Consider the following 20,506-nt stretch of genomic DNA (forward strand, 5'->3'; position numbering starts at 1 on the left):
ACCCAGCACGGTAGAGGTGAGCAGGGGTGATGACAGGTGACGAGGGGTCAGCCATCCCAGCACCATCCCAGCACGGGGAAAACAAAGGGGCCCGACCCCGAAGAGCCGGACCCCATTTGACCTGCATGTTTGCCAGATCAACAACGTGGTGGTATGTCAGCCACTACACATTGAAGCGGAACTCGCCGACGTCCCGCACAGGACAGTGCTTCACGTCACTCTGTGAGGTTCCACCAACGCCAGCAGGCGGCCCGCAGGCCGACACCAAGGCCCACGCCTTCGTCCACCGCCCAGCCTGCGAACCTGTCGCCGGTTCGTGTGAGCCCGCGCTCGACCCCGAACAGCACCACCGGGCCGTTCTCGGACTCACCGAGGAACTCGACGCCCGCACCCGCGTCCTGATCAACCCACCGCCCTCACCCCCGAACTCCGGAGACAATTTTGAGACGAGCCTCGCCGAGGCGAGGGCTCCAAGTTGATGTTCTCGCAGGTCAGACAGCTCGCACCAGCCTGAAGCGAATCACGCGATTCTCGAACGTCTCCGAACCAGATCATCGCCGTGGAGAAGGGCGTCAAGTCCCGGGCGCACCAGGATCTGACCTCGGCTCATCACGGCCTGCAGAAGCCCGCGTTGCTCGCGGGCATCTCCCGTACGTACCAGCCGAAGGACGAGGACGGCGAGCAGCTGCCGCCCGAGTCGACGCTGGTGCAGGTCAAGGCCGAGGACGCGCTGCGGGACACCGCGCGGGCGCTGACCCGGCTGTTCGACGTGACGGCCACCAAGGACTGGGCGAACTGCGACGCGCGGGCGGACGTCTCCGTGGACGGGCGCGTGCTCGTCGAAGGCGTACCCGTCTCGTATCTGCTGTTCCTGGAGAAGCAGTTGACGGACATCAACACCTTCGTCCGCAAGCTTCCGGTGCTCGACGCCGCCGAGTCGTGGACGCAGGACCCCTCGACGGACGCGTGGAAGACCGAGGTCGTCCGTACGGTCCGTACGAAGAAGGTGCCGCGCAACCATGTGAAGGCGGAGGCGACGGAGAAGCACCCGGCGCAGGTCGACGTGTACTACGAGGACGTGCCCGTCGGTTACTGGACCACGGTGAAGTTCTCGGGGGCGCTGCCCGCTCGCCGGGTCAACGAGCTGTTGGAACGGGTGGAGAAGCTCCAGCAGGCGGTGAAGTTCGCCCGCGAGGAGGCGAACGGCGCCGAGGTCACCGACCAGCGGGTCGGCGACGCCGTCTTCGGCTACCTCTTCGGGTAGCCGGGACACCACAGACTCCCCGGCCACGGATGACGGCCGGGGTGCGCGAGGAGCGCAAAGCTGAAGCTGAGCCTTGTCGTGACATCCGCGGTTCCAGTGGAGGTTCGAGTCCTCCTCCCGGCACTTCCCGCCGGGATGGCCCAACCAGGCAGAGGCAGACCGCGGTCAATCTCAGACTATTGCTCCAGACTCAGATGCGCCGCTCATCGCCGGATCGACCGGGCCCGGGCCCTGGTGCGTCGAAATGCCAGTTCGAATCTGGTCCGCCGAGCTCGATCGGCGGTGGTCCAAGGGCAGGACGCGACGCAATGACGAATGACCCGGGTCCTCAAGTGTGCCGGCGTGTGATGTGAGCGGCACCGACAGGGTCCGGGGGCAGGCTACGCCCCCGGACCCGCTCCTTTTCTCTCAGCCGACGCCACACTCCAGGTGAGCGCCCTCACCCTCACCCTCGTTCGCTCCGCGACCTCGAACAGATCGAGCAGATCGAGCAGATCGGAATGCCTCGGCGGGCCGCCATCCGCCGTATCGGCCGAGGACCGTCCTCAGCCGGTCCCAAGGTCGTCCCGTAGGGGTTCAGGACCCCATCAGAGCAGCCCTTGGAGCGGGTGCGTGCAGGTAGCGTCCAGCGCATCAGGCGCGCGTGAAGGATCCCTGCCGTATACGGGAGCAGGCACCCACCCCGTAATGCGGGATTCGGCGCCGGTCACCGGCCGGTGTCCGGGCGACGGGCCCCGGAAGGCCCGCACCCGGGTGGCACATCCGCCAGAGCCGGAGACGGACGAAGCAACCCGTCAACGCAGCTTGTTGACGGCCGTCCGCACGGTCTCCTTGAAGTCGGCGACCGGCGGGGCACCCCAGCCGCTCTCCCAGGTCACGAACGTCACGGTGTCACCGTCGCGCCCGACGCCGATCAACTGGTTCTGGTACCCCCAACCGCCTTGGAAACCGAGGCCGTAGACATGGGCGCCCTCTTCCACGACGACCGCACCGTGATCGGTGAACGTGTACGCGACACCAGGGTTCTCCTGCTCGCGGCGCGCCGCGCAGCCCGCCACCACCTGGTCGGCCTGCGCGGCGAACGCGACGGCCTCCGCCTCGGACGGCAGGACCACCGAGACCTGCCTGCCGCTCCCGGTCTCCGGGGTGGAGTAGGCGGCGCTCCACACACCTTGCTCGGGCAGCGGCAGGGTGTCCGTACAGAGGGCCTGGGCGAATCCCTCCGAGGGGTACCCCGACCAGTACCAGGCCGAGAACTGATCCGGCGGCATGTCGGCCGGGTCGAGGAACCCGGGCGCCACGACCGCCGAGGCGGGCCAGGCTCCGCCGAGCACGGCCGCGAGGGCGGCCACCCCCACGGCGGCCTTCCGCCATCCACCACGTCGACGCGTCATCCCGTACGTCCCCTCAATGATCGAAACGACCCCCGCCGCCCGGACGCCGCACGTCCACCGACCCTGCGGGGACTCCAAGCTCGGAGCAACCCGCCCACCGTCAGAATGTCTGATTCCGCACCCCACTTCTGCCGGAAACCATGCGGCTCAGCGCGGCTGCGACCGGACGACAGCATGAACGAACGAACGCGGAGGCGACATGTGCGCTCCCGCGAACACTCCAGGCCGCTACCCCCGGAGGCGGCCGAACCAACCGCCGCCAACCCGCGAGAGGCCTTCCCGAGCGGCCCACGACGAGACATCGAGTCTGCGAGGATAGCCACATGACCACCAGAGACCTCAAAAGCAAAGAACAAGCAAAGGCCCCCTGAAAGCCCAGCTCAGAAAGGGTGGTCCCCGCGCGAGCGGGGGTGTTCCGGAGCCCATGAGTTCCAGGCGGGTGGACTGGACGTGGTCCCCGCGCGAGCGGGGGTGTTCCGTTGCCCCCCTTGCAGGTCCAACACCGTATCTCGTGGTCCCCGCGCGAGCGGGGGTGTTCCGGGCATCGTGTGGTCCGGCGCCACTTCCGTTGCGTGGTCCCCGCGCGAGCGGGGGTGTTCCGCGGCCCGGCGGGCACGGGGGCGGGGGCCGGGCGTGGTCCCCGCGCGAGCGGGGGTGTTCCGCGCGGCAGAGGCGGGTCCGGTGGTGGTGGTCAGTGGTCCCCGCGCGAGCGGGGGTGTTCCGACGGTGTCACCGAGCTGCCCCAGCTCGTTGCGGTGGTCCCCGCGCGAGCGGGGGTGTTCCTTCACCGTCCTGGATCTGCTGGCGGAAGTGCGCGTGGTCCCCGCGCGAGCGGGGGTGTTCCGTTCTGCCGGAGCCCGTGCCGCTCGCGCCCCCTGTGGTCCCCGCGCGAGCGGGGGTGTTCCGGACGGCGTCGCGTTCATGCTGCCGCCTGCGTTGTGGTCCCCGCGCGAGCGGGGGTGTTCCGATGAGCATTTTCCTGGTCGACCTGGCGAAGGGGTGGTCCCCGCGCGAGCGGGGGTGTTCCGAACGAGGGCAGGAGTTGGGAGTCGTCCGGGTCGTGGTCCCCGCGCGAGCGGGGGTGTTCCGAACGTACTGGCCGAGCTTCGGCCCGAGGCCGTGTGGTCCCCGCGCGAGCGGGGGTGTTCCGGTCTTCGGCGCTGCGGGGCTCCGGCGAGCCGCGTGGTCCCCGCGCGAGCGGGGGTGTTCCGGTCTTCGGCGCTGCGGGGCTCCGGCGAGCCGCGTGGTCCCCGCGCGAGCGGGGGTGTTCCGGTGGCGTGGCTGGTCGTCTTGCCCGCGCTCGGGTGGTCCCCGCGCGAGCGGGGGTGTTCCGCTGCGGTCGGTGGCGTAGTGGGGGACGTTCTTGTGGTCCCCGCGCGAGCGGGGGTGTTCCGTGACGGCCGAACAGGCCGGAACCGTCCTCCAGGTGGTCCCCGCGCGAGCGGGGGTGTTCCGGGCGGGCTGCGGTACCGGGTGTTCAACCCGGCGTGGTCCCCGCGCGAGCGGGGGTGTTCCGGTGGTGCGGGTCATCGGGAGGGGCTCTCTTTCGTGGTCCCCGCGCGAGCGGGGGTGTTCCGCGGCTCCAGGAGCAGCGCGCCAGCCTGTGGGAGTGGTCCCCGCGCGAGCGGGGGTGTTCCCGGATCGCCGACACTGTCCGCCGCGCCCAGGCCGTGGTCCCCGCGCGAGCGGGGGTGTTCCGCCGCAGGCCCTGCTGCACGAACGCGCAAGCACGTGGTCCCCGCGCGAGCGGGGGTGTTCCGAAGCCGGGCTTGGGGGTCTTCTCCCGGCGGCCGTGGTCCCCGCGCGAGCGGGGGTGTTCCGGACCCTCCGGCCGCGTCGGTGACCGTGTAGGTGTGGTCCCCGCGCGAGCGGGGGTGTTCCGCCCCGCCGTCTCGGCGGAGGCGATGAGCGCGGGTGGTCCCCGCGCGAGCGGGGGTGTTCCGATGAGCGCAGAAACGCCTCAGGCCCCGCCGTGGTGGTCCCCGCGCGAGCGGGGGTGTTCCGAGATCGAGGCGGGCCGCGCTTCCCCCACGGTCGTGGTCCCCGCGCGAGCGGGGGTGTTCCGTTGAGAGACGAGGTCGAGGACGTCATGGCCGCGTGGTCCCCGCGCGAGCGGGGGTGTTCCGGCTGCGGTCGGCTCGCTGATCGGGGACCAGGGCACCGTCGGGTGGGTGCCCCGGGACCGGTCATGACGCCGACCGAGTCGGGACAGGGCGCCCTGGAACTGGAACGGATGCGCGGCACGATGGAGGCCGAGTTCGCCCGGGGCGACGGGTCGCTCGCTCTGCTGGCGCAGCGCTCGGACCAGACGGACAAGCAGCTCGCCGACCACGAGGCCCGTCTCGATGCCCTGGGGAAGAGCAGGTGACCGCTCGCGAGCATCGCCGCGGTCACGGCGGGCGGGGGGCTGCTGATCGCCGTGTGGCAGCTCGCCGCCCACTGAACGCCGGTACGCCCCCTCTCGCGCTGCGTGCGCGGGAGGGGGCCGCTTCGTCGTATCCAGGGTCAGCCTTCCGATGCGTCACTTTCGTACGCGATCCTCAGCCCGGGAACTTCCTGTGCGACGCGGGCGACGACGGCGCGGTTCCAGGAGGCCGGGAAGGGACGTCCGGGTGCGCGGTGTGGTACTCGGCGTCGTCCCGGTAGGTGAGGACGCCCGGGTCGGGCATGTCCATCAGCTTCTCCACGACGCCGCTGACGAACTCGCCGGTGCGACGCTCAAGGTCTTCGATCTCCAGACGCGCCCCGTCAGGGATGGGGTACTTGCCCTGCTCCCAGTGCCGGACGGTCCACGAGGAGACGCCGAGGTGGCCGCCAAGCCAGTCGTCGGCGCGGCCGGACCCTCCCGATCTCGCGGGAGGCCGACCGCTCGGGCCGGCGGCCACGTCACCAGAACGCGTCTGAGTTCGGCTACGTCCTTCGCCGCTGACATCGATGCGAGTGCGGCAGCTCCTTGCGTGGCCACTGACACAGCGTTCAGGCCATTCGGTGGCCGGAACCAGTAGAAGAACACCCTTTCCCCTCGGAATCCGGCGCTGCCCACCTCGATGCACTGGCATGATCCCCCCGTAAGGTATGTGACATTTCACATTGCTCTGAGATGAGAGCAAGGAAGAGGGAGGGACCCCATGAAGAGTCTTGCCACTGTTGCGGTCGCCGCTGCGACCCTGGCTACCCTGGCCACCGGCCAGGAAGCCGTCGCCGCGCCGACCGGGCCGGTCGGCGCCGTCGTCACCTGCGGCACCCCCGGTGCGCCCGGGATCCTGCTGACCAGGGCCTGTGTCGAGGTGACCGGCAACCAGGTCCGCTTCTACGGGGTCGCAGCCACGACCAACTCCGGGTGGCAGCCCCAGCAGGTCGGCTTCACGGTCTCCGGCACGGTCGTCGGCAGCGCCCCGATCGCGCCCATCAACCCGACCGTGCTCGTGCAGGCGGGCACGACCTCGGTCGGCAGCATCGTCACCACCGCGCCGTGCGGTTCGACGGTCACCGGCAACTTCTCCGTGGACCAGTGGGGCTGGCCCCCGTCGACCGCGACCGTCTCGGCAGTGGTGTCCTGCTGACCAGAGGCTCCACCCGGCTCCCGAGCCCGCACCAAGAGCGACTCGCCGCCACCCCGGTGACCCACGCACTCTGAGCCCCTGCGACAGCACCCCGCCCCGGGAACGGCACCGGAACCTCCGGACACAGACCGCCCGGGGGCCGCAAACTCAGAGTGCGTGTACGGGCCGGGCCGGAGAAGTCCCACCGAGGTCGGCCCGGCAGAGCCGGGCGACTGGTCCCGAGCATGACGGGCAGTCCTGGGCGGGGCCGCGACCAGTCCCGGCTTAGCCGGTCCGCCCTTACGGACGCTGAAAGCGGCCTGGCCGGGCGGACAGTCCCGTCGAGAACGACGACGGGGAGCAGGCTTGTCGCCAGACGGACCGCGACACCATCACGTTTGTTCAGAACGGCGGTGTGTGGTGCCAGGGGCCGGGTGACGGTGGGGGCGGCGTGGGTCGGTGCTGCTGGAGGACGGCTACGGCTTGCTCCACACGGCCGAGGTCGATGAGGTACCCGGCCAGGTCATGGCTGTTGGCCGGCGAGTGAGGTTCGAGTGCGGCAACGGCCTCCTCGAGACGTCCGGCGCCGGCCAGCAGCCTGGCAACGTGCGCCACCGCGTACGACGTCCCGCCCTCGGGATGATTCCTGGTCTGCTCAACCGCTTCGTCAACCCGGTCACAGGCGGCCATCAGCGGAAGCCGGATCCAGAAGAGTTCCCACTCCTCCTCGCCACGACGTGCCTTGAGGGCGTCGAGGCAGGCCAGGCCGTCCTGAGGGCGCCCCTGGTCGGCATAGAGGGTGCAGAGGACGTGGACGATCCAGTCCTCGGCACCGCCAGGAGCGTCGACCAGCGCGCGCATCACCTCAACCGCCTCTTCGACCCGGCCGTGGCGCGACAGGAGTTGCGCGAGATCCACCGCCACGTTTCCCGGGCAGACGGACACGTCACCGAACTGCCGATACACGGCGATCGCGCCCTCCACGTCGCCGCGTTCCTCCAGCAGTTCCGCCAGACGCCGAGCGGCGTGCCCGAGCGGCTCGCTTGCCGCGTATGCGTGCAGTTCCTCGGTCCGGCCTTGCCGGGCCAGCAGATCGGCCAGCTGGTCCCGGTTGTTGAGCGAGTTGTTGTCCCGGGTGCGCAGCAGGGCGATGGCGTCGTCGATGCGGCGTTGGCGGTCGCGGATCGTGGCGGGCAGTCCGATCGCCATGTCGGGGTCGAGGTCACGGCAGCACCATGGGTCGTCGCAACGATGCTCGTCGGGAGCGGCGGGATGCAGCCGGACTGCGTCCGGACCCGATAGTCAAGATCACCAATGTCCACGACGCCGTACCGTAGCCCCACCCCCTGACAGCGTCGGCAACTCTCGTGCAGTCCCCGTGGAAAGCGAGACTGCCGGTACGTCGGCGAATGGGTGGCCACGAAGCTCCGCTGGGGTCTGAGCGCGGACCAGCCGGAGGCGGACGCTCTGGGGGTGTACGCCGAGACGTGCGAGTCGACCGTCGTCCGGTACACCCTCGCTCTGTAAGAGCCTGGGAGCAGACGCCCCCTCCGTCGAGGCGGAGGGGGCTGCTTCGTTGCGCCCGGCTACTTCTTCGCGGCTTCGGCCTCCCGACGCTTCCGCTCGCGAGCCTCGTACGCCTCCGGATCCCGAACGCGGAACTCCAGCTCCAACTCCACGTCGCCGGGACCGCCCGCTCGCCTTCGCGTGCGCGGTGACAGCGGCCCGCACAGCAGCCGCCGTGTCCACGGTCAACGCCCTGGCCTGCATCTACTCCCAGGCCCGGGTCTTCAGCATGATCAGTTCGTCGGTCAGTTCAATCGCCACCGGCGGATCGTATGCCCCTGCTCCGACACTCCACGCTCACCGCACCGGCAGCGCCCGCCGGGCCCTCCCGATCACCGCCTGCGCCTCCGCTCCCACCACCGCCGAGCGGCGCAACGTCCGCCACACACGCGCGTACGAGGCCACCGTCTCCTCGTCGTCCAGCCACGACTCCGAGTGCCAGTCCTCCGTGATCACCAGCCGCTCATCCAGCACCCAGAACCCGTTCGCGGGCGGAATCCGCAGCGGGACACCGAGCGGGATCACGCCCAGCTCCACCGTGTCCATCCCGACGGTCCCGGACAGCCGGTCCAGTTGGCCGGCCAGCACGGGCGGCGGACAGATCAGGACCTGGAGAGCGGCCTCCCACACGAGGGCGTGGAGGCGGCGCCCGCTCTCGTACAACCAGTCCTGGCGCCGCATCCGGGAGCGGACCGCGGCCTCGGTGTCCGGCGTCGTGCCCTGGAGTTCGGCGTACCGAGGAACACGTGCCGGGCGTAGTCCGCGGTCTGGAGCATCCCCGGAATCACCGCCTCCTCCCAGACGTGGATCGTTCGGGCCTCGTTGACGGCGACGGCCCACTCGTCCTGGACGGGGCGGTGTCCGGATGCGAGCCGACGGCGCCAGGAACGGATCTGCGACTCGTACCCACGGAGCCGGGTGAGGAGTTCCGCCACCGCCCCGGGGTGGCCGACGGCGTCGGCCCAAGCCGTGAGGTCTGCAGGGCTGGGGGTCTGGCGGCCGTTCTCCAGTTTGTAGATCTTCGAGTGGGGCCAAGCCGCACCGCTGGCCGAGCTGGGGGCCGGTGAGGCGGCCGTCAGCGGCGTTGAGGCGTAGCTCCCGGAGGCGGATGCCGAGCGCCACGCGTGCCTGCTGGTAGTCCGTGCTCACCGGGGCGCCGCCTCCTACCGGTCGCCGTGCTGGGCCGCGAACACGTCGAACGGCTGAGAGGCCGCCGTGACCGCGTCCCGGACCTGGACGTACCGGAGCACCTGCGCGGGCTCGGTGATGACCTCGACGTCGTTCCAGGCGTCCGCCTCGTCGAAGCGGAGCACCGCGACGAGACGGCTGTCGAAGATCCAGAACTCCTCAGCGGGGAGCAGCAGGGCGTCGGCGTCGGTACGCGAGATGCTTCGGACGTCTTCGCCGGTGGCCGCGTTGCAGCGGGCGTAGGACTGGAGGAACAGCTGGCCGACGGTCGGCGGCGAGTCGACGACCCGGACGCGCCCGACGTACTTCCCGGCGGCGGTCTGTGCGGTGATGCTCCGGCACCAGTCGGTGTCGAGGTCCATCGGGGCCTCGCCGGTCTCCAGGAAGGCGCTGTAGTCCTCTTCGTCGCTGGCGTACCGGCGGCGGGTCTCCAGGTGCCACGCCGAGTACTCGAAGGTGTGGAACAGCTGGCCGAACTCGGCCGCGCTGATGATCGTGGGCACCCTCGGCATCTCCTTCGGGGCGTGGTGGACGAGCGGTTCGCGCGGCACGACGACGGCCGCGTCCTCCGGGCCGAAGTGCTGGAGCCGGTCGAGGTCTGCAGGGTCGGTGAGCGGACGGCCCTGGACGATGACCTCGCCGGTGGCGGTGTCCTCGTGCAGGGCGGGGCAGCCGCCGTTCTTGCTGTCGGTGCCGATGAAGCGCAGGCGTCGGGACATGGCGATCCTCCCCTTGGTCACGCTGTTGGCGCCCCAGCTTGGCCATGCAGGGAGCCCCCGCAGGGAGCCCCCGCCACGACCTTCGGGCACCCGAATGCGACCAGCCGCGACCAGCTGGAAGGTCCAGGAGAACATTCGAGAACATCCGCTCGCACACGCTGCCAACGGGCGCCTACGGTCCGGCACATGCTGACGAGGACCAGTGGAGCGCGGGCCCGTACCTCCTGCTCCACGACCGACCCCGAGGCCGACGCGTGCGTCCGAATCCAGCGCACCGCGTACGGCAGCGGCGCGCATATCTACGCCCACAAGGGCTGCGCGGCCAAGGCGGGGGTGTTCCCTCTCTACGAGTTCACCGACGGCCGGGAGGAAGACCAGTGACGCGCCTGCGCTTCGCCACGTGGACGATCGGCGCCGATCCCGACCGGCAGGCCCCGGCCCGCTACGCCTCGTGCCGGGAGTGCGAGCAGTGCTCGCCCGTCAGCACGATTCTCAGCGAGCCGGACCTGTGGGCCCTGGAGCACGCCGGGCGCACCGGCCACCGGGCCTACCGCGAGGTCGTCTCGGCCGACCTGATCGCCCGCCCGGCCGAGGAGGCATCGTGAGCAGCGCCTACGGCCCGCCGGTCTGTGCGACGTGCGACCGGCCGATCCGTGGCGTCCCTCGGCGGGTCGAGGTGTTGTCCTTCTCGGGGGCCCGGCCCGACGTCCTGGTCCACGCCACCCGCCTCGTGTGCCTGGACCCGTCCCTCGACAAGCCCCCGGCCCGGCCGGACACCCGGTGAGGGAGTGGCACCGCCAGGCCGTCTACCTGGTGACCGTGCTCGCCCTGCTCGCCGTCCTGGCCCTCAACATCCTCAGATAGCACCCCTGATCTCCTGCTCGCCCGGCCTACGGCGGACAACGGGCGAGCAGGGACGGGCCCCGGCCGGTACGCCAGTGACGGCCGGGGCTACCGCACCAGCTCCGCGAGAGGCACGCCGATGGCTCGGGCGATGAGCAGCAGGGTGTCGAGCGTCGCGGACGAGTGCCCCTGCTCGATCCGGTTGCAGGCGGCCCGGTCCATGGGAATCGCGTGAGCTACTGCCTCCTGCCGGAGGTTCGCCCGCTCTCGGGCGGCCCGGATCTGGGCGCCGATCGCCGACAGCGTTCTGGCGGGGCATCGCGGGAGATTGCGCTCCGGGCTCGTGACCCGCACCTCATCGGCTACGCCATGGTGAACTCGGCACAGGTCCGAACCGACCTCGGCGACGGGGCCAGCGGCGTCGACCTGTGCGAGGCCGCCCTCGACGAGCCGTCCGCCGTCGTGCCGACGGTCCGCATCCTGGCGATGCGGCAGCAGGCCCACGGCGTCGGCCTCCCGCGCGGCCGTGCCGCTGTCGACCGGCTCATCGACGCAGCCGACCGGCCTCGGGTCGACGATGAGCCGCTCTGGGGCAACGCCTGTCGGCGGACGCCCGGCTACCTGGAGGTGCGGCGCGCCACCTGCTACGGGTGCCTCGGCACCGAAGCGGGCCGCGCTGTGGACTCAGGTGCTCGCCGCCGTGCCGTCGACCGCCCGCCGGGACCGCGGTGTCCACATGGCCCGGTACGCCACGGCTGCGGAGGCCGTGGCGTAGAGCCGGAGCAGGCGGTGGAGATCGCGCGTGAGGTCGTGGAGATCGCGGTGGAGACGGGATCGGCCCGGGTGCGGCGGGAACTGGTCACCCTGGAGCGGGCGATGTGGCCGTGGCACGATGCGCCGGTGGGCCGGTGCCTGGCCGAGGCTCCGGCACCGGTGAGGGAGGGGAGCTGACGTGTCGGACGAGAAGACGCCGCTGGCGGAGGACGAGATCGAGGCCGCGCTCGCGGGCCTGCCTGGGTGGCGCCGGGACGGAGAGGAGATCACCCGCTCGTACGGGATCCGGTACCACGGCGGCGTCGCGATGATCGTGCACGTCGCGGACGTGGAGCGGCTGGTCGGGCACCACGCCGACATCGACCTGCGCTGGGGAAGGGTCCGCTTCGGGATCACGACTCACGATGTCGGCCACCGGCTCACCGAAGCTGATTTCGATCTCGCTCGTCGCATCGACTCGATCGCCGCCGCGCACCTTGCCGAGCCTCTCGGGCGAGTAGGCCATGGGGGCGTGTGATCCGGCTGTGGCAGCGCGCCCACCGCTCCGGCGAATCGGCTCCAACCTTGCCTGTCAAAAGCCTAGTTGGCGATCTGCGGCTGTCCGGGAGCGTCCGCGCGGCCGTAGGGTGGCGCTATGTCGGCTCTTTTGGTGACGCTGCTTCTGTTCGTCTTGATATTCATGATCCTTCTTGGCGTGAGCGTGCTGCGCGGCCCATTCCGGGTGGCTCTGCCGTGGCGGATCCTCTATGTGCTCCTGATGGCCGGACTCGTGGTCGCGCTTGTCACGTCCGTGCGGGCGGACCGAACGTCGTGTCGCACACAGCCAGAGGCCTGCACGTCGGTCCCGCCTGGTGAACGCGGGTTCTAGGTGTGCTCCCGCGCGAGCGGAGACCTGTTCCTCCTCGGCCCGGAGGTCGAGGTGCGGGCGGGGTCTCGGTGCTCCGCCAGCCTTGTGCCGCGAGGGTCGGGCCCGCACCTGTGGGGCGAAGCCGCCGTTCCCGGCCCCCGGCCGGGAGGAGTCAGACCGTCGGCGGGCCCGAGCGTGCGGGAGGCGTTCGCGGTGGGCGTCGGTGGCCTTCCGAAGTGGGGCGGGTTGCTCGTAGGAGGTGACGCGGGCTCGATGACATGGGCCCGGGGCCGCCATCCCCTGGACGGCGGGCCCGCCCGATCCGGCCACGGGTGTGGTGGGACACGGTCCGTTCCGTGCGGGCCCGGTTCTGGGCCTCGTACCCCGTGCCCACTTCCCGTACGCGCTGTGCGTCTCAGGGAGCAGGAGGAGATCGTTCCGTGGGGCGATGTGGTCTCCGCGCTGGTCGGGGAGGCTGTCGGGCAGGACCGGCGAGAAGAGGAATGGGCCGCATGGCAGCGACGACGTCACCCGACTGGAACACCGTGGGAATCCTCGGGGCCGCGCGCGGAGCGCGGTCGGGTGCCGGAGATCCCGTCGGCAGCGAGCACCTGCTGGCCGGGATCACCTCGGCCAAGGGAGCGGCACGCGAGGCGCTCGGGGCCGAAGGCGCGACCAAGGTCGTGCTCCTCGCGGTGCTCCGGGACCGGTTGGACCGGGACGGCGCGTGGAGTTCCGACGACGACGCGGAGCACGTCGTCACCGAGCAGGACGTCCTCGGAGCGGAGGGCGAACGGCGCACCCGCTACACGGGGGCGGCAGCCAGGGCGCTGACCGCCGCGATGGAACAGGCCCGACGGGAGGACGCCAAGAAGTTCGGCGCCGCGCATCTGCTGCGGGGTCTCCTCGAAGGGGACAACCGCGCAGTGGAGGCGCTGGGCGCGTGCGGGATCGCGCCGGGGGCCGTTCTCGCCCGTCTCGACGACGGAACCGGCCGGACCAGCACAACCGGCGGACCCGGCGGACCCGGCACAGCCAACACACCCGGCACACCCGGCGCACCCGGCGCACCCGGCGCACCCGGCCACATCCAAAGCATCAGCGGCACCGACCCCGCCGACAGCCGGACGGACGACCTCGACCCCCTGCTGCACGCCACCCGCGATGTCCTCCTCGGCCACGACCACTACCGCCGGGCGCCCTTCTGGATGCGGTGGCTGCTCAAGCTGGGAGGCGTCAACTGGGCTTCTCGGCCCGCCTTTTGGGTCAGGATGGAGACGTACGAGCAGGCCCGTCGGCTGGGCGGCGGAACGGCGGGCACGGAACACGTACTCCTGGCGGTCCTGGCCACCCACGAGGTCGCACTCCGCTACCCGCACCTGGCCGGGCGGAACTCCCCCGGCCCCGGCTCCCCTCACGCGGGCGGCGAGCGGCTGGCCCGTCTGGGCGTCGACTACATCTCTGCGCACCGTGCCCTCACCACCGGCCGGCTTCGTCTGACACCCGACGCCCGGCCCGTCGAGCAGTACCTCGGCAGGGCCGGGGGCCCGGACCCGACACGGACACCCGGTTCCGGAGCCGCCGCCCGTTCCGGCGGGGAACCGGCGGCCGATCCGGGTACGGGTCCCCTGGTCGAGGCCCTCCTGGCGGAAGGGACGCGCGCCCGGCAACTGGTCGACGCCCTGTCCTCGCCGGCGGGTGACTGACCGGGCGGGCGGCTCCGCGTCGCCGGGGTCCCCTCCCGGGGCGGACCGTCAGAGCCAGCCGTTGCGGCGGAAGCCCCGGTGGATGAAGACGCAGGCGGTGGCGATGACGCAGAGGACCAGGGGATAGCCGTAGGTCCAGCGCAGTTCGGGCATGTGCTCGAAGTTCATGCCGTAGACCCCGCAGACCATGGTGGGGACGGCAACGATCGCGGCCCAGGCGGTGATCTTGCGCATGTCCTCGTTCTGGGCGACGGTGACCTGTGCGAGGTGGGCCTGGAGGATCGAGTCGAGCAGGGTGTCGTACGAGGCGATCTGCTCGGTGACCCGGGCCAGATGGTCGCTCACGTCACGGAAGTACGCGCGGAACTCCGGCGCGATGATCGCGACCGGCTCGGTCGAGAGCCGCTGGAGCGGTCTGCCGAGCGGTGTCACCGCCCTTCGCAGTTCCAGGAGTTCACGCTTGAGCTGATAGATGCGGCCCGCGTCGGCACGGTCGCCCTGCGGGGAGAAGACAGCGGTCTCGATCGCGTCCAGGTCGTCCTGGACCTCCTCGGCGACGGCGAGGTAGTCGTCGACGACATGGTCCGCTATGGCGTGCAGGACGGCGGAGGGTCCCTTCGCCAGCTGCTCGGGCTCCGCCTCCAGGGCCTCGCGGAGCGGGCCGAGCGATCCGTGGCCCCCGTGGCGGATGGTGATGACGAAGCCGGGGCCGGTGAAGGCCATCAGCTCTCCGGTGTCGACGACCTCGCTCGTGGCGGTCAGCTCCTCGTGCTCCACGTAGCAGACGGTCTTGAAGACCGCGAAGAGCACGTCGCCGTACTGCTCCAGCTTCGGCCGCTGGTGGGCGTGGACGGCGTCCTCGACCGCCAGCGGATGCAGTCCGAACAGCTCGGCCAGTCCCGCGAACTCCTTCTCCGTCGGCTCGTGCAGACCGATCCACACGAAGGAGCCGTCCTTCTTGTGGACGTGCCGCACGGCCTCCTCGGCGGACCTGACGCCGTCCTGCCGCACCCCGTCGTCGTAGACCACGCAGTTGACGACGGCGCTGCCGAGCGGTGAACGCGCCGGGTGGCTCAGATCGACCGTCCGCCGGTACGTCCGGCTGACGGCACTGCGCAGACGGCGAATCATGGACAACTGGGGCTCCTTCGGCAGACCGGCGGTCAGTCTGCCAGTCCCTTCTGACACGCGACAGACATTCACGGCGCGCCGACGGCGCCGGTCCGGACCGGACGACCGACCGGACCGGACCGGACCGGAGCAGGGTGCGACGCGAGGGGCGGCCCCCGCGTGCGCGCGGGCTCGCCGTAAGGGGAAGGTCCCCATTACCGGCGGAAGGCGAAGGGCACCTCACGGGCCGCCGGACACAAGGGAGTCCAGCCCCGGACGCGCCAGGTGCGCACGGGCAGGAAGCCCCTCACGAGTCACGTGTGCTGGAAGGAGAAAGCTCCGGTGCGAGCCGGGGGCCTGTCGTACCCCTCACCCCTCGTGGCTCGCTCCCGCGCCCTCCGTCCGCGCCCCGCCCCTCAGTGCCTCCGCCGCCACGAAGCGCAGGTTCCTCTCCAGCAGTCCCTCGATCACGGCGGGCAGGGCCGCCACGCTCTGGCGGCGGTCGCCGCCGCCGTCGTGCATCAGGATCAGGGAGCCCGGCCGGGTGTGGTCCAGGACCGTCCGGGCGATCTCCTCCGGGCCTGGGCGGGCCCAGTCCCAGGAGTCGACGTCCCACAGGGCCAGCGCGGGCCCACCGGGCAGGAGCTCTCCCAGGACCTCCGGGGTGCGCGCGCCGTACGGTGGACGGAAGACCGCCGGGACCCGGCCCACCGCACGCATGAACGCCTCGTCGGTGCGCTCCAGTTGCAGCCGGAACTGGCGAGGAGTCAGATCGGGCAGGAACGGGTGCGACCAGGTGTGGTTGCCGAGGTCGTGTCCCGCGTCCACGATCCGCCGCACCTCGTCGGGGAGCGCGTGCACGTGGAGGCCCACGCAGAAGAAGGTGGCGCGCACCTCGTAGCGGGCCAGGATGTCGAGCACCTGGCGGGTGAAGACCGGGTCGGGACCGTCGTCGAAGGTCAGGGCGATCTCGTCACGGTCGCGCGGACCGTGGCGGAACCAGCGTCCCTCCCGCGCGAGTTCGGCCTCGCGCCCGGCGCTGCGCTCGATGCCTCCGTGGTAGTCGTCGTCACGGCCGGTCTGACCACCGCCCTCCGCCGTCAGCGGGGCGAGGGACGCGAGATCGGTCCTGGCCCGCTCGGCGAGGGCCCGCGCCGGTACGGAGCCGAAGTCGGGGCGCTCGGGGAGCACCCAGGGGTCGGCGCGGTAGACCGTGAGGCCGGCCGCCGTGAGGAGGCCGTCCACGAGGCCGTTGGTGCTCTCCACGACGACGGCGCGGGGCGGTTCGGAGGCGGGTCCTGGCGCTTCGAGCCAGGTGGTCATCTCCGGTACGCGCTCCGCGTCCCAGCGGGTCGGAGCCGTTGCCCGGTTCCCTTCGGCGTCGATGACCTCCACCTCGTAACCGTCGGCCGACCAGGCGATTCCCGCGTACAACATGCGTTCTCCTCGGGATGGGTGATGAGGGGTGGGGGTGGGGGTGGGGGTGGGGGTGGGAGTGGTGATGGGGATCGGGGTGGGGACAGGGGCCGGCATGTCTGCGGGTCAGAAGGCCAGGACGCCCGCACGGACGGTGAGCCCGAGACGGTGCGGGCGGACGGTGGATGCGCCTCGGGGGACGGAGGGGGACGGAGGGGGACGGAGGGCACCACGACAAGCGGCACGGGCGGCGCAGGCGCTACGCCCGGACGGCGGCCGCGCGGCTACGCCACCGGCGCGCGTGGCCGGTTCCCACCCCCGTCCGACAGGCGCGTCTCGCAGTGCGGATGGTGCGAGAACAGAGCTGATCCACGGCCAACTGGCTTCGGTTTTCCGAAGGGTTGACCGTTCCATGCCCCCTGACGAGCGGTTTTGCCGCCGCGCCGCGGTTCCGGTGAGGTGCGGCCAACGCTCCCGATCCCCACCGATGTCCACGAACTCTCCATCATTGCGACACAAGTACGACAGTGGCGCGCTATGGTTCCCATGCCCTGCCGAAGGTCCAGACCATACCTAAGGGCAACAACCGTGCGCCATGCCCGTGAACCCTCTCCTGTGCCACCGCATCCCCCGGCTCGACGACCAGCGGGGGACACGCTCTTGGAGGACATCATCAACGCCAGGACCGCACCGCTGACCGTCCCCGACCTTCTCGACTCCCGGGCCGCGAAACAGCCCGACCGGGTCGCGATCGAGGTGCGCGGCGGTGGCTCGCTCACCTACGGCGAGTGGCGCGAGCGGGCCGTCCGTGCGTCACGGGGGCTGGCCGGGGCGGGCGTCCGCCCCGGCGAACTCGTGGCCCTGCGCTTCACCGACCGGGAGTGGGACGGCTACGCGGTCGCCGTCCTCGCCGTCCACTACGCCGGAGCCGCGGTGCTGCCGCTGCGCGCCGACCTGACCGCACCGGAGGCCGTACGGCTCGCCGGGGTCTGCGGTGCCACCAAGGTCCTTCGCGGCGCCGAACTGCCGCCGCTGGAAGGCCTCCCGGGCGGCACGGACCTGTCGCTGACCGACGCCGAGGCGGCCGGTGGCGTTCCCGGCGGGGCACTCGACCGGGAACTCACGGGTCCCGCCCCCGACGACCTCGCCCAAGTCGTCGGCACCTCCGGCACCACCGGTGACTCCAAGGGCGTCCGCGCCTCCCACGCCAACCTCACGGCGGGCCTGCGCCTCGACCCCCGCCCCCGGCCCTACGCCCACTCGCGCCACGCCCTGCACTCCTTCCCCCTCGGCACCAACGCCGGGCAGGTGATGCTCATCAGCGCCCTCACCGGCGCGCCCACCACCGTGGTCCTCCCCCGCTTCGACGCCGACGAGTTCGGCCGGGCCATCGAGGAACGGGACATCGGGACCGTCTTCCTCGTCCCGTCGATGGCGATCGAACTGCTCAACTCCGGGGTGCCCGACCGGTACGACCTCTCCGGCGTCCTGCTGCTCAGCTCCTCGGCCGCCGCCCTGCCCGCGCCCGTCGCCCGCGCCCTCACCGAGGCGCTGCCGAAGGCCACCGTCGTCAACGTCTACACCTCGTCCGAGTCCGCCCCCGCGCAGCTCTCCGCCGTCGTCGGCCAGGCTCCGCCGGGCGCGGTGGGCCGCCCCACCGATCCCCGGGACCTGCGGATCCTCACCCAGGACGGCGCCCCCGTACCGGCCGGAGAGACGGGGGAGATCTGGCTGCGCCAGCCCGGCCCCCCGCGCTCGTACGCCGGGGACCCGACCGCCGGTACCACGGTCTTCCGCGACGGCTGGGTGCGGATGGGCGACCTCGGGCGGCTCGACGAGGACGGCTATCTGCACCTGGTGGACCGCGAGAGCGATGTCATCAAGTCCGGGGCGCTCAAGGTCTCCACCCTCCGGATCGAGGACGCGCTGCACGAGCACCCGGACGTCGCGGACGCGGCGGCGCTCGGCGTGCCGCACCCGGTCATGGGGTCCGTACCGGTCGCCGTCGTGGTCCCCGCCGCCCACGGTCTGGACCTCGACGCGCTACGGCTCTTCCTCAGCACCCGTCTCGCCCGCGCCGAACTGCCCGTGCGCGTCCTGCTCGCCGACGACCTGCCGCGCAACGCCTCCGGCAAGGTCCTCAAGCGCCGACTGCGCCCGCTCTTCACGACGGACGAAAAAGCCAGCGCGGACGAAACGGCCACCGCGGGCGAGGCAGCCGCCACGGGTGAGGAGCCCGGCGCGGGCACGGCGGGCACGGCCCCCGCCAGGCCGCCCGGCACCCCCACCGAACTGCGCCTCGCCGCCCTCTGGCAGGAGGTCCTCGGCCGCCCGGTACGGGACACGGCGGACGAGTTCTTCGCCCTCGGCGGCGACTCCTTCCGCGCGGTGCACCTCGCCACCGCCGTCGCCGACCGGTTCGGGGTCGACACCGGCGTCGACCTCGTCTTCGGCCGTCCGTCGCTGCGCGCCCAGGCGGCCTGGCTCGACGGGGAGAAGGCCCGGGAGGGGAAGGCGGACGCCGATACCTCCGGGGACCGGGCGCCCGGTCCGGCGCTCCCGCCCTATCTGCGCGCCCTGCGGGCCCAGCACCACGAGGTCCCGCTCACCAGCCAGCAGGAGAACTTCCTCTGCTGGATGGCCGAGGCGGACGGCCGGGACGTCGGCGCCGTCACCGCCCTGTTCCGGGTCACCGGCCCGCTGGACCGGGACGCCCTCGGCCGCGCCCTGGTCGCGCTGGTGCTCCGCCACCCGGCCCTGCGGACCCGGTTCGTCGCGGTTCCCGGCGAGGTGAGGGGCCTGGCCCGTACCGTCCTCGACGAGGAGCCCCGCGCCCGGGTCACCCTGCGGGACGCTCACGGCGCCACCGACGAGGACGTGAACGCCCTGCTCGTCGCGGAGCGCGACCGGCTCACCGACCTCGCGGTGGATCCGACGGCCCGGCTGCTCGTCGTCTCCCGGGGACCCGAGGACCACGTCGTCCTGCTCGCCGTGCACCACATGGTCGCGGACGGCTGGTCGATCGGTGTCCTGCTCCGCGAACTCGGCCTGGCCTACGACGCGTTGCGCCGGGGCCGGGTCCCCCGGCTGCCCGACCCCGGCCTGCCCTACCCGGAGCTGGTGCGCCGGTCCAACGACCGCTGGGAGAGCGGCCGACGGCACTTCGCCACGATGCTCGCGGGCGCCCCGTCCGCGCTGGACCCCTTCCCCGGACGGCGCGCCGTCGACCGCGTGCACACCGTCGCGCACCCCTTCACCGTGGCGTCCGGTCCCGCCGGACGGCTGCGGGAGCGGGCGGGCTCGCTCGGCGTCACCCCCTTCATGGCGGTCGCCGCCCTGTGGAGCGGACTGCTCACGGCCCGCGCGGACCGCTCCGACCTGGTCCTCATGACTCCCGTCCCCGGCCGGACCAGCGCGGAGGCCGAGCAGGCCGTCGGCTGTCTGGTGCAGTCCCTGCTGGTGCGCGTGGACTGCTCCGGAGGACCCGGCTTCGCCGAACTGGCCGAGCGGGTCAGGCGGGCCGCCACCGGGGCGCTCGACCACCAGATGTACCCGTACGCCGAGTTCAGCCCGCACGTCGTGGCCTTCCCGGCCTGGCTGCGGTACGAGAGCTGGGCCGCCGGGGCCCATCTGCCGGGCCTGCGCTGCGAGCCGTGGGAGCTGCCGCGCGGCACCACCGTGCCCTGGCCGCTGCCCGGCGGGGACCTCGGAGTGCCCGAACTGACCGTGGTGGAACAGCCGGACGGTTCGCTGAACTGCTGGATCCAGTACAACGCGCTCGCCTTCGAGGAGCCCCTGATCGCCACGCTGGCCGAGGAGTTCCGCGCGGCCCTCATCACGGCCGCCGCCGCTCCCTGACCGCCCCGGGTCCCGCACGTCACCGTCCCGACACCGGCCACCGACCACCGGCGTCCACCGACGACCGCGGTCCACCTCCGCCGCACCCGCCCGCCGTCAGCGCCGACGCCGGCCCCGTAACCGTGCCGTCGTGCCGCCCTGCCCGCTCCGCGTCGATCCGCGCCGGGCAGGGGCGCGGGCCCATCAGGCTCCCGTCCGACCGCACCGCACCGCCACACCACATCGCACCGCACCGCACCGCACCGCACCGCACCGACCGTTCTCTCTCCCGTTCCACTC

Annotated in this window: 16 protein-coding genes, 3 pseudogenes and 1 CRISPR repeat array; of the genes and pseudogenes, 11 read left to right on the plus strand and 8 right to left on the minus strand. The window is 71.9% G+C overall.

Going from position 1 to position 20,506, the window contains the following annotated elements:
• Nucleotides 1–559: 559 nt before the first annotated feature.
• Nucleotides 560–1,264 carry a hypothetical protein gene (locus tag ACIO92_RS01970; RefSeq protein ID WP_366444330.1) on the plus strand — a complete coding sequence of 235 codons (705 nt, stop codon included), beginning with the start codon at nt 560–562 and terminating at the stop codon, nt 1,262–1,264.
• A gap of 35 nt (nt 1,265–1,299) precedes the next feature.
• Nucleotides 1,300–1,387, plus strand: a pseudogene (locus ACIO92_RS01975).
• A 671-nt stretch (nt 1,388–2,058) separates the two neighbouring features.
• On the opposite strand, the gene ACIO92_RS01980 reads toward ACIO92_RS01975, so the two are convergent.
• Complete coding sequence (locus ACIO92_RS01980; protein ID WP_366444329.1) at nt 2,059–2,658, minus strand: hypothetical protein; 600 nt, start codon at nt 2,656–2,658, stop codon at nt 2,059–2,061.
• Nucleotides 2,659–3,047: 389 nt separating this feature from the next.
• Nucleotides 3,048–4,784: direct repeats of the CRISPR family, unit length 29 nt; unit sequence GTGGTCCCCGCGCGAGCGGGGGTGTTCCG.
• 62 nt (nt 4,785–4,846) lie between these two features.
• On the opposite strand from ACIO92_RS01980, the pseudogene ACIO92_RS01985 reads away from it, so the two are divergent.
• Nucleotides 4,847–5,101 (plus strand): annotated as a pseudogene (locus ACIO92_RS01985) (hypothetical protein).
• A 97-nt stretch (nt 5,102–5,198) separates the two neighbouring features.
• On the opposite strand, the gene ACIO92_RS01990 reads toward ACIO92_RS01985, so the two are convergent.
• Nucleotides 5,199–5,543: a DUF1870 family protein gene (locus ACIO92_RS01990; protein WP_402280440.1), complete on the minus strand. Its 345-nt coding sequence runs from the start codon at nt 5,541–5,543 to the stop codon at nt 5,199–5,201.
• A gap of 243 nt (nt 5,544–5,786) precedes the next feature.
• On the opposite strand from ACIO92_RS01990, the gene ACIO92_RS01995 reads away from it, so the two are divergent.
• Complete coding sequence (locus tag ACIO92_RS01995; RefSeq protein ID WP_402056081.1) at nt 5,787–6,221, plus strand: hypothetical protein; 435 nt, start codon at nt 5,787–5,789, stop codon at nt 6,219–6,221.
• A 381-nt stretch (nt 6,222–6,602) separates the two neighbouring features.
• Here ACIO92_RS01995 and ACIO92_RS02000 read toward each other — a convergent pair whose 3' ends face one another.
• The 3 genes and pseudogenes from ACIO92_RS02000 to ACIO92_RS02010 all read right to left on the minus strand — a co-directional run bounded on the left by ACIO92_RS02000 (nt 6,603) and on the right by ACIO92_RS02010 (nt 9,673).
• On the minus strand, nt 6,603–7,409 hold the full coding sequence (locus ACIO92_RS02000) for a hypothetical protein (RefSeq protein WP_402280439.1): 807 nt from the start codon (nt 7,407–7,409) through the stop codon (nt 6,603–6,605).
• A gap of 654 nt (nt 7,410–8,063) precedes the next feature.
• Nucleotides 8,064–8,915 (minus strand): annotated as a pseudogene (locus ACIO92_RS02005) (helix-turn-helix domain-containing protein).
• 14 nt (nt 8,916–8,929) lie between these two features.
• Complete coding sequence (locus tag ACIO92_RS02010) at nt 8,930–9,673, minus strand: DUF6879 family protein (RefSeq protein ID WP_402280437.1); 744 nt, start codon at nt 9,671–9,673, stop codon at nt 8,930–8,932.
• Between the two features lie 186 nt (nt 9,674–9,859).
• Here ACIO92_RS02010 and ACIO92_RS02015 point away from each other — a divergent pair, with 186 nt between their 5' ends.
• Genes ACIO92_RS02015 through ACIO92_RS02025 form a run of 3 tightly spaced genes read left to right on the plus strand, consistent with a single transcriptional unit; the run spans nt 9,860 to nt 10,457 of the window.
• Nucleotides 9,860–10,054, plus strand: coding sequence for a hypothetical protein (locus ACIO92_RS02015; RefSeq protein WP_402280435.1), 195 nt, complete (start codon nt 9,860–9,862; stop codon nt 10,052–10,054).
• Nucleotides 10,051–10,278, plus strand: a complete 228-nt coding sequence (locus tag ACIO92_RS02020) for a hypothetical protein (protein WP_402280433.1) — start codon at nt 10,051–10,053, stop codon at nt 10,276–10,278. Before ACIO92_RS02015 ends, ACIO92_RS02020 begins: the two co-directional genes overlap by 4 nt.
• The gene (locus ACIO92_RS02025) at nt 10,275–10,457 is read left to right on the plus strand and encodes a hypothetical protein (protein WP_402280431.1); all 183 of its coding nucleotides are present in this window, start codon (nt 10,275–10,277) and stop codon (nt 10,455–10,457) included. The genes ACIO92_RS02020 and ACIO92_RS02025 overlap by 4 nt, the downstream gene beginning before the upstream one ends.
• Nucleotides 10,458–10,624: 167 nt before the next feature.
• Here ACIO92_RS02025 and ACIO92_RS02030 read toward each other — a convergent pair whose 3' ends face one another.
• Entirely contained in the window at nt 10,625–10,870 is a 246-nt protein-coding gene (locus ACIO92_RS02030) for a helix-turn-helix domain-containing protein (protein ID WP_402280429.1), read from the minus strand.
• Between the two features lie 15 nt (nt 10,871–10,885).
• On the opposite strand from ACIO92_RS02030, the gene ACIO92_RS02035 reads away from it, so the two are divergent.
• From ACIO92_RS02035 to ACIO92_RS02045, 3 genes are all read left to right on the plus strand, one after another.
• The gene (locus ACIO92_RS02035; protein ID WP_402280427.1) at nt 10,886–11,467 is read left to right on the plus strand and encodes a hypothetical protein; all 582 of its coding nucleotides are present in this window, start codon (nt 10,886–10,888) and stop codon (nt 11,465–11,467) included.
• Nucleotide 11,468: 1 nt separating this feature from the next.
• A complete protein-coding gene (locus ACIO92_RS02040; RefSeq protein WP_402280425.1) occupies nt 11,469–11,807 on the plus strand; it encodes a 4a-hydroxytetrahydrobiopterin dehydratase in 339 nt (112 codons plus the stop codon).
• Between the two features lie 842 nt (nt 11,808–12,649).
• The gene (locus tag ACIO92_RS02045) at nt 12,650–13,843 is read left to right on the plus strand and encodes a Clp protease N-terminal domain-containing protein (RefSeq protein WP_402280423.1); all 1,194 of its coding nucleotides are present in this window, start codon (nt 12,650–12,652) and stop codon (nt 13,841–13,843) included.
• A 48-nt stretch (nt 13,844–13,891) separates the two neighbouring features.
• On the opposite strand, the gene corA is transcribed toward ACIO92_RS02045, so the two are convergent.
• Together corA and ACIO92_RS02055 are read right to left on the minus strand one after the other, a co-directional pair.
• On the minus strand, nt 13,892–14,974 hold the full coding sequence (corA, locus tag ACIO92_RS02050; protein WP_366444427.1) for a magnesium/cobalt transporter CorA: 1,083 nt from the start codon (nt 14,972–14,974) through the stop codon (nt 13,892–13,894).
• Nucleotides 14,975–15,322: 348 nt separating this feature from the next.
• Nucleotides 15,323–16,390 (minus strand): polysaccharide deacetylase family protein, encoded by a 1,068-nt coding sequence (locus tag ACIO92_RS02055; RefSeq protein ID WP_366444321.1) that lies wholly within the window; start codon nt 16,388–16,390, stop codon nt 15,323–15,325.
• Between the two features lie 639 nt (nt 16,391–17,029).
• Here ACIO92_RS02055 and ACIO92_RS02060 point away from each other — a divergent pair.
• The gene (locus tag ACIO92_RS02060; RefSeq protein ID WP_402280421.1) at nt 17,030–20,227 is read left to right on the plus strand and encodes an AMP-binding protein; all 3,198 of its coding nucleotides are present in this window, start codon (nt 17,030–17,032) and stop codon (nt 20,225–20,227) included.
• Nucleotides 20,228–20,506: the final 279 nt, after the last annotated feature.

The sequence above is a fragment of the Streptomyces sp. NPDC087215 genome (assembly GCF_044744885.1).
GTDB lineage: Bacteria > Actinomycetota > Actinomycetes > Streptomycetales > Streptomycetaceae > Streptomyces.

Excerpts from the sequence above, each read along its gene's own strand:
- ACIO92_RS02055 (WP_366444321.1), bottom strand. The coding sequence starts at position 16,390 with ATGTTGTACGCGGGAATCGCCTGGTCGGCCGACGGTTACGAGGTGGAG.
- ACIO92_RS01980 (WP_366444329.1), bottom strand. The coding sequence starts at position 2,658 with ATGACGCGTCGACGTGGTGGATGGCGGAAGGCCGCCGTGGGGGTGGCC.
- corA (WP_366444427.1), bottom strand. The coding sequence starts at position 14,974 with ATGATTCGCCGTCTGCGCAGTGCCGTCAGCCGGACGTACCGGCGGACG.
- ACIO92_RS02035 (WP_402280427.1), top strand. The coding sequence starts at position 10,886 with ATGGTGAACTCGGCACAGGTCCGAACCGACCTCGGCGACGGGGCCAGC.
- ACIO92_RS01995 (WP_402056081.1), top strand. The coding sequence starts at position 5,787 with ATGAAGAGTCTTGCCACTGTTGCGGTCGCCGCTGCGACCCTGGCTACC.
- ACIO92_RS02010 (WP_402280437.1), bottom strand. The coding sequence starts at position 9,673 with ATGTCCCGACGCCTGCGCTTCATCGGCACCGACAGCAAGAACGGCGGC.
- ACIO92_RS02045 (WP_402280423.1), top strand. The coding sequence starts at position 12,650 with ATGGCAGCGACGACGTCACCCGACTGGAACACCGTGGGAATCCTCGGG.
- ACIO92_RS02000 (WP_402280439.1), bottom strand. The coding sequence starts at position 7,409 with ATGGCGATCGGACTGCCCGCCACGATCCGCGACCGCCAACGCCGCATC.
- ACIO92_RS02015 (WP_402280435.1), top strand. The coding sequence starts at position 9,860 with ATGCTGACGAGGACCAGTGGAGCGCGGGCCCGTACCTCCTGCTCCACG.